Consider the following 15,781-nt stretch of genomic DNA (forward strand, 5'->3'; position numbering starts at 1 on the left):
TGATTATCACGGGTTAAGACAATGGTTTCAGAGCGGTGTATCATATTCCCGTAAAGAGAGGGCATTGCGACGCCGGACATTTACCGCTACCTTAACCACACTCTATTAATGCCCTGAGGCGGAGCTTCGCCCCTTTGAAATACCTTGCTTCCGTTCATTCAACGCTAAAAGTCTCTCGCTATCTGTTCAGGGCGTTGGCGCTCCTGATTTGGTGTCTAATCGCGTTTGCCTCCGTTTTCTACATCGTGAATGCGTTGCACCAGAGAGAGTCTGAGATTCACCAGGAGCTTAATCTCAGCTCCGATCAGGCGCAACGTTACATTCAGCGCACCTCTGATGTGATTAAAGAACTGAAATATATCGCGGAGAATCGCTTAACGGCGGAAAACGGCGTGATGTCGTTGCGGGCGCGGGATGATAAAACCGTCGTGCCAAACTTTGAGCCGCTGTTTGCCGACTCTGACTGCTCGGTGATGGGCAATACCTGGCGAGGTTCGCTGGAATCACTGGCGTGGTTTATGCGCTATTGGCGTGACAACTTTTCCGCGGCCTATGATTTGAACCGCGTGTTTCTGATTGGCAGCGACAACCTTTGTATGGCTAATTTCGGCTTGCGTGATACGCCGGTTGAACGTGACGGGGCGCTGAAGGCGCTGCATGAGCGCATTATTAAGTATCGCAATGCGCCGCAGGACGAAAACGGTAACAACCTGTTCTGGATTAGCCAGGGGCCGCGGCCAGGAGTCGGCTATTTCTATGCGCTGACGCCGGTATATCTTGCCAACCGACTGCAGGCGCTATTGGGTGTGGAACAGCCTATTCGCATGGAGAACTTTTTCACGCCGGGCAGTTTACCAATGGGAGTGACAATTCTTGATGAAAATGGTCATGCGCTAATTTCGCTTACCGGTCCCGAGAGTAATATTAAGGCTGAACCTCGCTGGATGCAGGAGCGTTCCTGGTTTGGCTATACGTCGGGTTTTCACGAACTGGTGCTGAAGAAAAATCTGCCGCCGTCAGCGCTGAGCATTGTGTATTCCGTGCCGGTCGACCTGGTGCTGGAGCGGATCCGCATGATGATCCTGAATGCTATCCTGCTGAATGTGCTGGTTGGCGCGGCGTTATTTATGCTCACGCGCATGTATGAGCGGCGCATTTTTATTCCTGCGGAAAGCGATGCTCAGCGGCTGGAAGAGCACGAGCAGTTTAACCGTAAAATCGTGGCTTCCGCGCCGGTTGGCATTTGTATTCTGCGCACGATGGATGGCATTAATATCCTGAGTAATGAGCTGGCGCATACCTATCTCAATATGCTGACCCATGAAGACCGGCAACGGTTAACGCAAATTATCTGCGGTCAGCAGGTCAATTTTGTTGATGTGCTGACCAGCAACAATACCAATCTGCAAATCAGCTTTGTACACTCGCGCTATCGTAATGAAAACGTGGCAATTTGCGTGCTGGTTGACGTCAGCGCGCGCGTTAAAATGGAAGAGTCATTGCAGGAGATGGCGCAAGCGGCGGAGCAGGCGAGCCAGTCCAAATCGATGTTCCTTGCGACCGTGAGCCACGAGCTACGCACGCCATTGTACGGTATTATTGGTAACCTTGATTTGTTGCAAACCAAAGAGTTACCCAACGGAGTGGATCGCCTGGTGACGGCGATGAACAACTCTTCCAGCCTGCTGTTGAAGATTATTAGCGATATTCTCGATTTCTCGAAAATTGAATCTGAACAGTTGAAAATTGAACCGCGCGAGTTTTCACCGCGTGAAGTAATGAATCATATTACGGCTAACTATCTGCCGCTGGTGGTTCGCAAACAACTGGGGTTGTACTGCTTTATCGACCCGAATGTCCCGGTTGCGCTTAATGGCGATCCGATGCGTTTACAGCAGGTGATTTCTAATCTGCTGAGTAATGCTATCAAGTTTACCGATACCGGCTGCATTGTGCTCCACGTGCAATGTAACGGCGACTATCTCAGTATTCGCGTACGTGATACCGGGGTCGGGATCCCAGCCAAGGAAGTCGTCCGGCTATTTGATCCTTTCTTCCAGGTAGGTACTGGCGTTCAGCGTAATTTCCAGGGAACCGGGCTCGGTTTGGCTATCTGTGAAAAACTGATCAGCATGATGGATGGGGATATTTCCGTCGATTCAGAACCGGGAATGGGTAGCCAGTTTATGCTGCGTATTCCGCTGTATGGCGCGCAGTATCCGCTGAACAAAGGTATCGATGGGCTTGTCGGCAAACGTTGCTGGCTGGCGGTGCGCAACGCGTCGCTGTATCAGTTTGTTGAATCCAGTCTGACACGTAACGGGATGACGGTGCTGCGTTATGAAGGGCAGCAACCGGATGCAGATGACCTGCTGATTGCCGACGATGTGCTGGACCAGGAGTGGCAGGGACGGGCTGCGGTAATTTTCTGCCGCCGTCATATCGGTATTCCGCTGGAAAGAGTGCCGGGGGAGTGGGTACACAGCGTGGCATCACCGCATGAACTGCCTGCGCTGCTGGCGCATATTTACAGCGTTGAGCTGAGCAGTGAAGAGCTTTCCACGGCGCTGCCAGTCCCGGATAAAGTGGGGGCGACCAACGATGACATGATGATCCTGGTGGTCGACGATCATCCTATTAATCGGCGTTTACTGGCCGATCAGTTGGGATCGTTGGGATATCAGTGTAAAACGGCGAATGACGGGGTGGACGCGCTTAATGTGCTGAGCAAAAACCATATCGACATTGTGTTGAGCGACGTCAACATGCCAAATATGGATGGTTATCGCCTGACGCAGCGTATCCGTCAGTTAGGGTTGACGCTGCCGGTTGTCGGGGTGACGGCAAACGCGCTGGCCGAAGAGAAGCAGCGTTGCCTGGAATCAGGTATGGATAGCTGTTTGTCTAAGCCAGTGACATTAGATGTATTAAAGCAAACGCTGACGGTTTACGCGGAAAGAGTGAGAAAGACGCGGGGATAAAAAAAGCCTGATGGCGTTATGCACATCAGGCTTTTTTGGATACAGAGAATTACTCTTTGTCTGACGGGCTCAACGTGACAGAGGAGAGGTAATTCAACAGGGCGATATCGTTTTCCACACCGAGCTTCATCATTGCCGACTTTTTCTGGCTGCTGATGGTTTTAATACTGCGGTTGAGTTTTTTCGCGATTTCGGTGACCAGGAAACCTTCGGCAAACAGACGCAGAACTTCGCTCTCTTTCGGTGACAGACGTTTGTCGCCGTAGCCGCTGGCGCTGATTTTTTCCAGCAGGCGAGAAACGCTTTCCGGGGTGAATTTCTTACCCTTTTGCAGCGCGGCAAGCGCTTTCGGCAGATCGGTTGGCGCGCCTTGCTTCAGAACAATCCCTTCAATATCGAGATCCAGTACCGCGCTCAGGATAGCCGGGTTATTATTCATGGTCAGAACGATAATCGACAGGCTCGGGAAATGGCGCTTGATATACTTAATTAACGTGATCCCATCACCGTATTTATCTCCCGGCATAGAGAGGTCGGTAATCAACACATGAGCATCTAACTTAGGCAAATTGTTGATCAGTGCAGTGGAGTCTTCAAATTCGCCGACAACGTTTACCCACTCGATTTGTTCAAGTGATTTACGAATACCGAACAGTACAATCGGATGGTCATCGGCAATAATTACGTTCATAGTGTTCATGTAGTGGGCTACCTTGCTACAGCAAGCTCTTGACGTAATTGTCAATGTCGCTGATGTATTTTTCTATACCTGGAGCATCTTTCTCTTGGATAAGATGTTCCAGCGCTTCACATAACTGCTTGCCGGGTACCAGATTAAGCATGGCAAACACGCCTTTCAGGCGATGGGCCGTTTGGGCTAACGCAGCGAAATCACTGGTTGCTGCCTCAGTATACAACCTCTTAACATCATCCGGTACTGTGTCAACAAAGAGTGCATAGTAGCCGCTGGCATGAAGTTCGACGTTTTCATCTCCGCCAGGGGGAAGATCCTGGAGTTCTTCTTGTGCCAGTTGCTCTTCTATCAGCTCAAGGACAGCTTCCTGCATAGCATTGCTCATATTAAAGTTGACGCGCAGCTGACCAGGGCCAATTTTTCGCACGCCAGACTCATCATCGCTTAAAAGAAGGCCTGAGGCAGTAAGATTAGACGGATTATCCGTTAAAAAGAGATCATATTCTTGACTATTCAACCGCTCATCGGGCGTGATGCACGTTGCCCCCCAGTTCTCCAGCTGGCGCAATACAATGCTGCGTACGTCATTAGAGGTGACATCAACCATTACGCAGACGTCATCTAACAAACGTTCTTCACTTTCAGTATGCTGATCGTGAAGGGGCATTTTAACATGGACTATATAACGTGTTCCAAGTTCTTCCCGCGCTTTAATATTCAGATGTCCACCCAACTTGCGGGCGAGCTGATCGCATAACCAGAACGTTAGCGGATTGGCTTTGCCATACCGATCGCCTTGCGTATCATTGATGAACGGGAAATGCAGGTTATCTACTTCATTCAGCGTGACGCCTTCCCCGGTATCCAGAATACGGAAGGTCAGGCGCTCAGCTTCCGACTCATCCTGGTCGACTTCCAGCGTGATTTTGCCAATTTGCGTGGTGGTTACCGCATATTGGATCAGTAACAGCAAAATACGGCGCAGAGCATCCCGGTCGCCACGGCGTTCATCCTGCGCGCTAAGGTGATTTTTAATCAATAGCTGCAGCCCTTTACGTTTAATGGCTGGCAGAAGCTCCGGAACCACGTCATCAATTAACGCCTGTATAGAAAACAGCGTCGATTCACCCTTCCAGTTGTCGCTTTCCAGCAAGTTGGCCAACTGGATTTCGTCTATCATACGCACAAGCACGTCTGCCTGATTTGCCAGTTTCTGGCTGTCAGGGGTATCGAGCGCGGCGGCATTAGCTGCCAGTGTTTTAGCCGGATCTTTCAGCGCGCTGCCAATATTCTGCATAAAGGCCGCGCGGGCCTGCTGGTTTTTTTCATACAGTCGTTGCGCCTGCTTCAGCTTCTTATTCACCAGCACTTCGCGGTCCTGGTCACGAATGATAAAGATCTGCGTTCTCGATGAGATCTGGCTGCGGAATAGTCTGATTTCATACAGCTCATTGTTGATGGTGGCCTGAATCACTCCCTGATGCTGTTCCGCCATACTGGTAATATTTTGCAGATTTAAATGCGGCAGCAGGTGGTCGGCAATTTTATTGCTGATAACCGTGCGGTTTGCTTCCTGATCGTGTACCAGCAAGCCCAGCGGGAGCAAAGACACAATCTCTTCATTGATGGCGCGCAGAACACGCAGTTCATTATTTGCCGTAAGGTTTGGCGCCACTTCGGTGGAACGGGCGGGGAGGTGGCGAAAGGTGGTATAGCCAAACAGTGCCAGGGCCAGCAATGCAATGTTCAGTAACAGCGGTAGCAGAATACTTTGCAGCGTGTCGACCAGCAATGAGCCAAACGGTACTTGCCACACCAGCCGCATACCCGTTGAATTTAACGCCGAAGAGATCTCAATTTTACTGTTGTTGAAATTAATACTGACGCTGTCAGGCGACTCTTTTTCATTCAGGTGTTCGGTCGTGGAGGCGGCGTCAGGTTCCAGATGGAAACTGTCAAGTTGCATGCCGGGTGGGATCAAGTCATTAATCGGCAGGTCAAAAGCGACGACCGTTGCCAGATGTCCAGGCTGATTAAAGGTCGTGCGTAGCGTGAAGTAATGCCCGTTTTGCCAGGCCAGACGGCGCAGTGAAGAGAAGCTTTCACGTTCATCCAACGCATTGGCTTGTTGCAGCATTTCCGCACGTCGTGAATCGACAATATTACCGATGGTCGATTCTTTAAAACCGGAGGTGAGATCTTTTAGCGGCAACGTTGAGATAAGGATCAGGCTATTGTCCTGACCATTCAGGTAATACATTGACCACGGAACATTTTCCGCGCCCCACAGCGTATCGAGATAGGTGGAGATGCGCTGGGTCATCTCCAGTGTCGAACTGTCATGAGAACCGAAAATCAGCGCCTCGGTCTTTCTGCGGGGTTTCTCAAGATAATAGACGTCTTGTTTCAGGCGCGTTTCCTGCAGCCCTTCTGCACCGGACGAACTGGTCGCGGCGGCAATATTGTCATAGATTTGCCAGGTCACGTATCGCCAGGTATCGACTCTTTTATGAATCGCATGGGTGATATCGACAATCTGATAACTCTTATCCTTTAACCAGGTATTGACGGCGCTCTGAACCATCACGCCCATCATCACTAACAGCACAACGATCAGTAATAAGAAGAAACGGGTAATACTTCCCGGTAGCAGGGAGAATCGGGTAGAAACCGTTGTGTCAGACTGACTCATTCGTGTTTATGACCTGTTAAACGACGCGAAAGATGAAGGGGCAGTATAAAGGGTAATGTATGAATTGCCACACTTACACCATACTGCATAGCCCGTATTTTTTACGCTTCATATCGTTGCAGCCATTACGCTGCAAAGGTGTACAGTGGATAACGGTCGGTACATATATTTGTACGGAATGCATACGTTTAGCATTAAATAACAAGAAATTATTTATCAATCTTATATCTGTACACGTTGCGATGAGATAGTTAATAGTCGTTATAGTTTTGCATTGGTAGCACAGAATGGTAAGTTTTGTGTAAAGAAGGGTAAAAAAAAACCGAACGCGAAGCATTCGGTTGAAATAGGGGTAAACAGACATTCATAAATGAATGACGGTAATAAATAAAGTTAATGATGATAGCGGGTCTATTTTAGTTGCGAGTGAAGATTTTGTTTTGTCATTCAGTGCTATAGGTTTTTATAATGTAATTGCATGTTTTATATGAATAAATTAATAATTCTTGATTATTTGTGCTTATTCTGCGCTATTTTTGAATTAAAAAAAGTTCCCGGCTATTAACATCTAGAAACATGTATGTGGACAAATGAAACATCTTTAAAGTATTAGTATCATATTCGTGTTGGATTATTCTGTGTTTTTGCGGAGAATGAAGTTGCCGACTGGTTAATCACCTTAATCAGTATGCAGTGGCATAAAAAAGCAATAAAGGCATATAACAGAGGGTTAATAACATGAAAGTTAAAGTACTGTCCCTCCTGGTACCAGCACTGCTGGTAGCAGGCGCAGCGAATGCGGCTGAAATTTATAACAAAGACGGCAACAAATTAGACCTGTACGGCAAAGTCGACGGTCTGCACTATTTCTCCGATGATAAAAGCGCTGACGGTGACCAAACCTATATGCGTATCGGCTTCAAAGGCGAAACCCAGGTTAACGACCAACTGACCGGTTACGGCCAGTGGGAATACCAGATTCAGGGTAACTCCGCAGAAAATGAAAACAACGCCTGGACCCGTGTGGCGTTTGCTGGTCTGAAATTCGCAGACGTGGGTTCATTCGACTACGGTCGTAACTACGGCGTAGTTTACGACGTAACGTCCTGGACCGACGTTCTGCCGGAATTCGGCGGCGACACCTACGGTTCTGACAACTTCATGCAGCAGCGTGGTAACGGCTTCGCGACCTACCGTAACACCGACTTCTTCGGTCTGGTTGATGGCCTGAACTTTGCCATTCAGTACCAGGGTAAAAACGGTAGCGTGAGTGGCGAAGACGATACCGGCAGAACTTTCACTGGCGTAACCAACAACGGTCGTGACGCGCTGCGCCAAAACGGCGACGGCGTTGGCGGATCTATCACTTATGATATCGGCGAAGGCTTCTCTCTGGGTACTGCAGTCACCAGTTCCAAACGTACCGACGAACAGAACCGTTTGAACTTCGGTACCGGCGACCGTGCTGAAACCTATACCGGTGGTATTAAATACGACGCCAACAACTTCTACTTTGCAACTCAGTACACTCAGACCTACAACGCAACGCGTGCAGGCTCCCTGGGTTGGGCTAACAAAGCACAGAACTTCGAAGCTGTTGCTCAGTACCAGTTCGACTTCGGTCTGCGTCCGTCCGTGGCTTACCTGCAGTCCAAAGGCAAAGACCTGGGCCGTGGCTATGGCGACCAGGACATCGTGAAATATGTTGATGTTGGCGCGACTTACTACTTCAACAAAAACATGTCCACCTATGTTGATTACAAAATCAACCTGCTGGATGACAATCAGTTCACCCGTGACGCAGGTATCGGTACCGATGATATCGTAGCGCTGGGTCTGGTTTACCAGTTCTAATCTGCATTTATTGTTATCAAAGGCCCTGCGGGGCCTTTTTTAATGCCGTTTTTCCGCCGTACAAACAATGATTTTTGGTGTACTCTTGCGCCCGTTCGCATGAGGATAATTACGTATGGAAATGAAATTTTATCGCGCAGCGCTGCTGACGGTGACGATTTTTTTTGTCGGGTGCGATGAAGCCCCGAAACCTGCTCAGACCACAGTACCTGCCACCGTTCTGGAAGGTAAAACCATGGGCACTTTCTGGCGGGTCAGTGCCGTTGGCGTCGATGCAAAACGCGCTGCAGAACTACAGGTGAAGATCCAGACTCAGCTCGATGCTGACGATCAGCTTCTCTCAACCTATAAAAATGACTCTGCGTTGATGCGCTTTAACTTATCGAATAGTTTGTCACCATGGCCGGTTAATGACGCGATGGCGGATATTGTGACCTTGGCGTTACGCATTGGCGCAAAAACTGATGGGGCCATGGATATCACCGTAGGACCGTTGGTTAATCTGTGGGGGTTTGGCCCGGATCAGCAACCGTTGCATATTCCCACTCAGGCGCAAATTGACGCCGCAAAAGCACAAACCGGACTTTCACATCTGAAGGTTGTTAATGAGGCACACCGGAACTACTTGCAGAAAGATCTGCCGGAGCTGTACGTGGATCTCTCAACCGTCGGTGAAGGTTATGCCGCCGATCATCTGGCCCGTTTGATGGAGCAGGAAGGGGTCGCCCGTTATCTGGTTTCCGTTGGCGGTGCGCTCAACAGCCGCGGTATGAATGCAGAAGGGCATCCGTGGCGAGTCGCGATTCAGAAACCGACCGATCGTGAAAACGCGGTACAGGCAATTGTCGACATTAACGGGCATGGCATTAGTACCTCCGGCAGCTACCGTAACTATTATGAGCTGAATGGCAAGCGTCTTTCCCATGTTATCGATCCGCAAACCGGTCGTCCGATTGAACACAACCTGGTGTCCGTGACAGTCATTGCGCCAACCGCGCTGGAAGCTGACGGCTGGGATACCGGATTGATGGTACTCGGTCCGGAAAAGGCCCAGGAGGTAGTGCGTCGGGAAGGGCTTGCGGTCTATATGATTATGAAAGAAGGTGAGGGATTTAAAACCTGGATGTCGCCGCAGTTTAAAAGCTTCCTGGTCAGCGAAAATAATTAAAAAGCAAGATTGCAGGTTTTTGTATCCAGCTATGGGGACACACTGACGCTAAGCGCTATGCTTAACAAAGGAGTCCATAATGAAAAATCGTGTACAGATAACTGATGATGACCGCTGGCAGTCCGTCGTGAATCGCGATGTCGATGCCGACGGTCAGTTTGTTTTCGCCGTTCAGACTACCGGCATTTTTTGCCGTCCGTCCTGTCGTGCAAAACATGCACTGCGCAAAAATGTCCGTTTCTTTGCCGATGCTCGTCAGGCGCTGGCTGCGGGTTTTCGTCCCTGTAAACGCTGCCAACCGGATAAAGACAGCGCGCAGCAGCATCGCATGGAGAAAATAGCCCATGCCTGCCAGCTACTGGAGCAAGAGTTACCACTTACGCTCGAGGAACTGTCGCGGCAGGTGGCGATGAGCCCGTATCACTTACATCGCTTGTTCAAAGCCACGACGGGCATGACCCCGAAAGCGTGGCAGCAGTCCTGGCGCGCTCGCCGTCTGCGTGATGCCCTGGCGAAAGGCGTTCCGGTAACGCAGGCGATCCTCAACGCCGGATTCCCCGACAGTAGCAGCTACTACCGCAAAGCGGATGAGACTTTGGGCATGACCGCAAAGCAGTTTCGCAAAGGTGGCGACAACGTTTCTGTGCGCTATACCCTGGCAGATTGCGACCTGGGCCGTTGCCTGGTGGCGGAAAGCGAACGCGGGATCTGCGCGATCTTGCTTGGCGATGATGATGCCAGATTGGCTGCGGATCTGCATGAGCTGTTTCCCGCCGCTCAGGACGTACCTGCAGATGCCGAGTTTCAGCAGCGTGTGCGCGAAGTGATCGCCGCGATCAACTCGCGCGATACGCCGCTATCGTTACCACTGGATATCCGGGGAACTGCATTTCAGCAGCAGGTGTGGCAGGCGCTGCGGGCAATTCCGTGTGGTGAAACAGTCAGCTACCAACAACTGGCCAACGCCATCGGCAAACCGAAAGCGGTGCGTGCAGTGGCCAGTGCTTGTGGAGCCAATAAACTGGCGATAGTCATCCCGTGTCACCGCGTGATCCGTGGCGATGGCGCGCTTTCGGGCTATCGGTGGGGGATTGGGCGCAAGGCACAGTTACTACAGCGTGAAACGACGCGCGAGGAACCATAATGCTCGATCTCTTTGCGGATACGAAACCCTGGCAAGAACCGCTGGCGTCCGGTGCGGTTATTTTGCGACGTTTTGCTTTTGACCGCACACCGTCTTTACTGCAAGCAATAGCCGCTGTCGCCAGGCACTCGCCATTTCGCCAGATGGTGACGCCGGGCGGCTACACGATGTCGGTGGCAATGACCAACTGCGGCCATCTGGGCTGGACGACGGATCAACATGGCTACTTGTATTCACCCTGCGACCCGTTAACCGGCGTACACTGGCCGCCACTACCGGACGTCTTTGCTGACCTTTGCCAACAGGCGGCAACGGCGGCGGGCTATGCTGACTTTCAACCCGATGCCTGCCTTATCAACCGTTACACGCCAGGGTCAAAACTGTCATTACATCAGGATAAAGACGAGTCTGATCTGCGGGCACCGATTGTCTCGGTGTCGCTGGGGTTACCGGCTATCTTTCAATTTGGCGGCTTGCGCCGTAATGACCCCTTAAAGCGTTTGCTGCTTGAACATGGTGATGTGGTGGTATGGGGCGGCAATTCGCGGCTGTTTTATCATGGGATCCAGCCGCTTAAGGCGGGGTATCATCCGTTGACCGGAGACTGTCGCTATAACCTGACGTTTCGCCAGGCAGGTAAAAAAGAATAAAAATAAGAATTATTATTGCTGTCAGCGAAGAGATGTTTAAACTGCGGGCTGTTATTACTTGCCCGGGTTGTTCGCATGGAACTTTTACTTCTTGTCTGGCGGCAGTATCGCTGGCCATTTATCAGCGTCATGGCGCTCAGTCTCGCCAGCGCCGCGTTGGGGATTGGGCTGATTGCGTTTATCAACCAGCGTCTGATTGAAACGGTCGACACCACGCTGATGGTGCTACCGGAGTTTCTTGGCCTGCTGCTGTTACTGATGGTCGTCACCCTCGGTTCACAGTTGGCACTCACCACGCTGGGCCACCACTTTGTCTATCGTCTGCGCAGTGAATTTATCAAACGTATTCTTGATACCCACGTCGAACGCATCGAACAACTTGGCAGCGCCTCGCTGCTGGCCGGATTAACCAGCGACATCCGCAACATCACCATTGCCTTTGTCCGCCTGCCTGAACTGGTGCAGGGGATTATCCTGACCGTCGGGTCTGCGGCGTATCTGGCGATGTTGTCGACTAAAATGTTGCTGGTGACGGCTATCTGGATGGCACTCACCATCTGGGGCGGATTTGTGCTGGTGGCGCGAGTGTATAAACACATGGCGACCCTGCGTGAAACCGAAGACAAACTGTACAACGATTATCAGACGGTACTGGAAGGGCGCAAGGAGCTGACGCTCAACCGTGAGCGTGCCGAGCATATCTTTAATCAGATGTACGTCCCGGATGCCAAAGAGTACCGTCACCATATTATTCGTGCCGATACTTTCCACCTGAGCGCGGTCAACTGGTCGAACATTATGATGCTGGGCGCCATTGGCCTGGTGTTCTGGATGGCCAACAGTCTGGGCTGGGCGGATACCGCCGTGGCGGCGACCTATTCTCTGACGCTGTTATTCCTGCGCACGCCGCTGCTCTCTGCCGTTGGCGCGCTACCGACGCTGCTCACTGCGCAGGTGGCCTTCAACAAGTTGAATAAGTTCGACCTGGCACCCTTTAAGGCCGAATTCCCGCGACCAAATGCGTTTCCGAACTGGCAAACGCTGGAGTTGCGTAACGTGGTTTTCCACTATCAGGATAACGCCTTCTCTGTTGGACCAGTGAATCTGACGATTCATCGCGGTGAACTGATCTTTCTTATTGGCGGTAATGGTAGCGGGAAGTCTACGCTGGCGATGTTACTGACCGGGCTTTACCAGCCGCAGTCAGGCGAGATATTGCTTGATGGCAAAACGGTTGCCGTTGAAAAGCCGGAAGACTATCGCAAGCTGTTCTCCGCCGTATTTACCGACGTCTGGCTATTCGACAAACTGCTGGGGCCGGAAGGTAAAGAAGCCAATCCGCAGCTGGTGGCGAAGTGGCTGGAATATCTGAAAATGGGACACAAGCTGGAGCTGAGCGAGGGGCGCATCCTCAATCTGAAGCTGTCGAAGGGGCAGAAGAAACGCGTGGCGCTGCTGCTGGCTCTGGCGGAGGAGCGCGACATCATTTTGCTGGATGAATGGGCTGCGGATCAGGATCCCCATTTCCGTCGTGAGTTCTATCAGGTCCTGTTACCTTTGATGCAAGAAATGGGCAAAACTATTTTCGCCATCAGCCACGACGATCACTATTTTATTCATGCCGACAGGCTGCTGGAAATGCGTAATGGACAGCTGAATGAACTGCTGGGCGATGAGCGTGATGCCGCCTCGCGTGATGCTGTGGCTCGCACCGCATAATCTCACGTGCCGCCGGTTTTTTATCCGTCTGGCGGCGCTGTTTGTTGTTATTTATATAAATCAGCATCATGATTAATGATATTTCATATCATGGATTTATGATTAATGTCCGTTACAAACAAAAATAGCGCCAGACTGCGTGATGAAGAGCGTGCGCGTCTTATCTGGTTGCTGACCACTGATAAAGCCATTGTTTCAACACTGTTGGGCAAGCTTACCCTGGCTGAGCAATATGACGTCGGTACGTTAGCCGACGATATTGCTGAGGTAGGGGCGCTGGTTGCCCATCTGCCGCCGCCCGATTTAGCCGATACCCTCGAAGCATTACCTTCAGAAGAGCGTCACGCCCTGTGGCGACTGGTCGAAAGTGAAAAGCGTGGTAACGTCTTGCTTGAGGCGTCAGAAAACGTCTGGGACGACCTGATCGATGAGATGAGCGACCGCGAAATACTGGACGCGCTGCAATATCTCGATATCGACGAACAGATTTATCTGGTGCAGCATCTCCCGCGTAACCTCACTGGACGACTGCTGGCGACGTTACCGGCCGAAGAGCGGGCGCGTGTCCGCCAGGTAATGCATTACGAGAAGAATCGCGTCGGCGCGATTATGGAGTTCGAAGTCATCACCGTGCGTCCGGACGTGACGCTGGAAGTGGTGCAACGCTACCTGCGACGGTTGGGCAAAATGCCGGAGAATACCGATAAACTCTTCGTGACCGATCGCAATAAAGTGCTGGTTGGCGAACTGACGCTAACCTGCATTCTGCTTAATGATGTGCAACGCAAAGTCAGCGAGGTGATGGAAGATGACCCGCTCACCTTTTCTCCGGACGATATCGCTGAAAACGCTGCACGTACCTTCGAACGTGACGACCTGGTCAGTGCCGCGGTCGTTGACCCTTCAGGCAAGCTGATGGGCCGCTTAACCATCGATGAGATCGTCGATGTGGTCTATGAAGAAACTGATACCGATTTGCGTCGAATGGGGGGCTTAAGCGCCGGAGAGGACGTGTTTGCGCCCGTTACCAAAGCGGTAAAAACGCGTTGGGCGTGGCTGGCCGTTAACCTCTGTACCGCCTTCATCGCCTCGCGGGTGATCGACGGTTTTGAACACACGATTTCGCAACTGGTGGCGCTGGCCTCACTGATGCCAATTGTGGCGGGAATTGGCGGCAATACCGGGAATCAGACCATCACCATGATCGTTCGTGCGCTGGCGCTACAAAATATTCAACCGGGGAACCTGACGTTTTTGATCCTGCGTGAAATGGGCGTGGCGGTGATTAATGGCCTCGTATGGGGCGGAATTATGGGCGGTATTACCTGGTGGCTGTATGATGACATGGCGCTCGGCGGAGTGATGACCCTGGCGATGATGCTTAATTTGTTGATGGCAGCATTAATGGGGGTCATCATTCCGATGACGATGGTGAAGCTCGGGCGTGACCCGGCGGTCGGCTCGAGCGTGATGATTACGGCTATCACCGATACCGGGGGATTCTTTATTTTTCTTGGTCTGGCAACGCTGTTTCTGATGTAGCCGCGCGTTTGCCTCTGACGATACGCGGCAGAATGAGCATTGCCATTACGCCGGCAACCACGCCAATCGCCAGGTTGCCGGTCGACACCGTCGCGGCGACGGTCAGTAGCATCACCAGCGTTTCAGTCACAGGGAGTTTCGCCAGTGTGGTGGGTTGAATGCTATGCCAGCTGAAGGTTTTCACCGCCACAATCACCATAATCCCCGCCAGCACCGACATGGGTATTTTCGCCATCACTTCGCTTAACGCGGTAACCAACAGCAGCAAGACCAGCCCGGCGGCAAACGTCGAGACGCGACTGCGTCCTTTGCCCATCTCGACGTTAACGATGGTTTGACCAATCATCGCGCACCCGGCAATGCCGCCATAACATCCGGCCAGAATATTGGCGATCCCAAGCCCGGCGCTCTCGCGATTCTTATTCGACGGCGTAACCGTCAGGTCATCCACCAGGCGGGCGGTTAACAGCGACTCCATCAAACCAACAAAAGCGATGCTTAGCGCACAGGGCCAGATAATCGCCAGCGTTTGCAGGTTGAGCGGTACGAGTAACTGCGTTAATCCCGGCAGGCCGCCGCTCATTGAACCTTCGTCACCGACGGTCGGCAACAGCTGCCCGCTGGTGACAGTGAACACCGTCAGCAGCACAATGGCGATAAGCGGCGCGGGAATGGCTTTAATAAACCGCGGAACCCACAGCACAATCAGCAGGGTCAGAATAAACAGCCCCCAGATTAGCGGGCTTTTGCCCCAGAAATGCGGGACCTGAGCAAAGAAAATCAAAATTCCCAGCGCGTTGACGAACCCGGTCATGACGGCCCCAGGGATGAAACGCATCAGACGCGCCATGCCCAGCACGCCAAACAGGATCTGAATAATTCCGGCCAGCACTACCGCAGGCAGGATGTACTGCACACCGTGTTGATGCACCATCGGGCCAATGACCAGCGCAACCGATCCTGCAGCGGCGGTAACCATTGCCGGACGCCCACCTAAAAATGACATTGCCAGGCACAATACAACCGAGGCGATCAGACTGACTTTCGGATCGACGCCAGCAATAACGGAAAAAGAGATCACTTCCGGGATCAGTGCCAGGGCGGTGACCACACCAGCCAGCGTTTCGCGAACCAGCAGACGGGGTTGGCGCAGCACACCGCGCGTCGTGTGTTCTGCCACTGTTGCAGAGGAGGTGTGAGATGCAGACATAATTACTCTGAGATCAAAATGGCCTGATACAGCAGACCGACAGGCATCCGTGCGGTGAATAGCAAAGCGCAGCATAGTACCCGTCTGAGGGGGCGGTTTCCAGAAATGATTGTCAATAACCCTATAA

General features: G+C 51.8%; 9 protein-coding genes and 1 pseudogene. 7 read left to right on the plus strand and 3 right to left on the minus strand.

Features of this window, described 5'->3' with window-relative positions:
* The first annotated feature begins 134 nt into the window (after positions 1-134).
* Positions 135-2,981, plus strand: a complete 2,847-nt coding sequence (gene rcsC / locus On2M_RS06995) for a two-component system sensor histidine kinase RcsC (protein WP_151219889.1) — start codon at positions 135-137, stop codon at positions 2,979-2,981.
* A gap of 49 nt (positions 2,982-3,030) precedes the next feature.
* Here rcsC and rcsB read toward each other — a convergent pair whose 3' ends face one another.
* Both rcsB and rcsD read right to left on the minus strand, forming a co-directional pair.
* Positions 3,031-3,681 carry a response regulator transcription factor RcsB gene (gene rcsB, locus On2M_RS07000; protein ID WP_003027592.1) on the minus strand — a complete coding sequence of 217 codons (651 nt, stop codon included), beginning with the start codon at positions 3,679-3,681 and terminating at the stop codon, positions 3,031-3,033.
* Between the two features lie 16 nt (positions 3,682-3,697).
* Positions 3,698-6,367, minus strand: coding sequence for a phosphotransferase RcsD (gene rcsD, locus On2M_RS07005; protein WP_187253441.1), 2,670 nt, complete (start codon positions 6,365-6,367; stop codon positions 3,698-3,700).
* Between the two features lie 738 nt (positions 6,368-7,105).
* On the opposite strand from rcsD, the gene On2M_RS07010 reads away from it, so the two are divergent.
* The 6 genes and pseudogenes from On2M_RS07010 to mgtE all read left to right on the plus strand — a co-directional run bounded on the left by On2M_RS07010 (position 7,106) and on the right by mgtE (position 14,444).
* Positions 7,106-8,221, plus strand: coding sequence for a porin OmpC (locus tag On2M_RS07010; protein ID WP_151219887.1), 1,116 nt, complete (start codon positions 7,106-7,108; stop codon positions 8,219-8,221).
* A gap of 115 nt (positions 8,222-8,336) precedes the next feature.
* Positions 8,337-9,389 carry an FAD:protein FMN transferase ApbE gene (apbE, locus tag On2M_RS07015; RefSeq protein WP_187253439.1) on the plus strand — a complete coding sequence of 351 codons (1,053 nt, stop codon included), beginning with the start codon at positions 8,337-8,339 and terminating at the stop codon, positions 9,387-9,389.
* Positions 9,390-9,468: 79 nt separating this feature from the next.
* A complete protein-coding gene (ada, locus tag On2M_RS07020; protein WP_210904545.1) occupies positions 9,469-10,533 on the plus strand; it encodes a bifunctional DNA-binding transcriptional regulator/O6-methylguanine-DNA methyltransferase Ada in 1,065 nt (354 codons plus the stop codon).
* Positions 10,533-11,223: pseudogene (gene alkB, locus On2M_RS07025) on the plus strand (DNA oxidative demethylase AlkB). The gene ada and the pseudogene alkB overlap by 1 nt, the downstream one beginning before the upstream one ends.
* A gap of 35 nt (positions 11,224-11,258) precedes the next feature.
* Positions 11,259-12,902: a multidrug ABC transporter permease/ATP-binding protein gene (locus On2M_RS07030; RefSeq protein WP_151224743.1), complete on the plus strand. Its 1,644-nt coding sequence runs from the start codon at positions 11,259-11,261 to the stop codon at positions 12,900-12,902.
* 105 nt (positions 12,903-13,007) lie between these two features.
* Complete coding sequence (gene mgtE, locus On2M_RS07035) at positions 13,008-14,444, plus strand: magnesium transporter (protein WP_187253435.1); 1,437 nt, start codon at positions 13,008-13,010, stop codon at positions 14,442-14,444.
* On the opposite strand, the gene On2M_RS07040 is transcribed toward mgtE, so the two are convergent.
* The gene (locus On2M_RS07040) at positions 14,407-15,654 is read right to left on the minus strand and encodes a SulP family inorganic anion transporter (protein ID WP_210904547.1); all 1,248 of its coding nucleotides are present in this window, start codon (positions 15,652-15,654) and stop codon (positions 14,407-14,409) included. The two genes, mgtE and On2M_RS07040, sit on opposite strands and share 38 nt — an antisense overlap.
* Positions 15,655-15,781 lie beyond the last annotated feature (127 nt).

Origin of the sequence: Citrobacter sp. On2M, from assembly GCF_018035235.1 — a bacterium.
In the GTDB taxonomy this organism is placed as follows: domain Bacteria; phylum Pseudomonadota; class Gammaproteobacteria; order Enterobacterales; family Enterobacteriaceae; genus Citrobacter; species Citrobacter meridianamericanus.

Excerpts from the sequence above, each read along its gene's own strand:
- apbE (WP_187253439.1), top strand. The coding sequence starts at position 8,337 with ATGGAAATGAAATTTTATCGCGCAGCGCTGCTGACGGTGACGATTTTT.
- On2M_RS07030 (WP_151224743.1), top strand. The coding sequence starts at position 11,259 with ATGGAACTTTTACTTCTTGTCTGGCGGCAGTATCGCTGGCCATTTATC.
- rcsD (WP_187253441.1), bottom strand. The coding sequence starts at position 6,367 with ATGAGTCAGTCTGACACAACGGTTTCTACCCGATTCTCCCTGCTACCG.
- On2M_RS07010 (WP_151219887.1), top strand. The coding sequence starts at position 7,106 with ATGAAAGTTAAAGTACTGTCCCTCCTGGTACCAGCACTGCTGGTAGCA.
- mgtE (WP_187253435.1), top strand. The coding sequence starts at position 13,008 with ATGTCCGTTACAAACAAAAATAGCGCCAGACTGCGTGATGAAGAGCGT.
- rcsB (WP_003027592.1), bottom strand. The coding sequence starts at position 3,681 with ATGAACACTATGAACGTAATTATTGCCGATGACCATCCGATTGTACTG.
- ada (WP_210904545.1), top strand. The coding sequence starts at position 9,469 with ATGAAAAATCGTGTACAGATAACTGATGATGACCGCTGGCAGTCCGTC.
- On2M_RS07040 (WP_210904547.1), bottom strand. The coding sequence starts at position 15,654 with ATGTCTGCATCTCACACCTCCTCTGCAACAGTGGCAGAACACACGACG.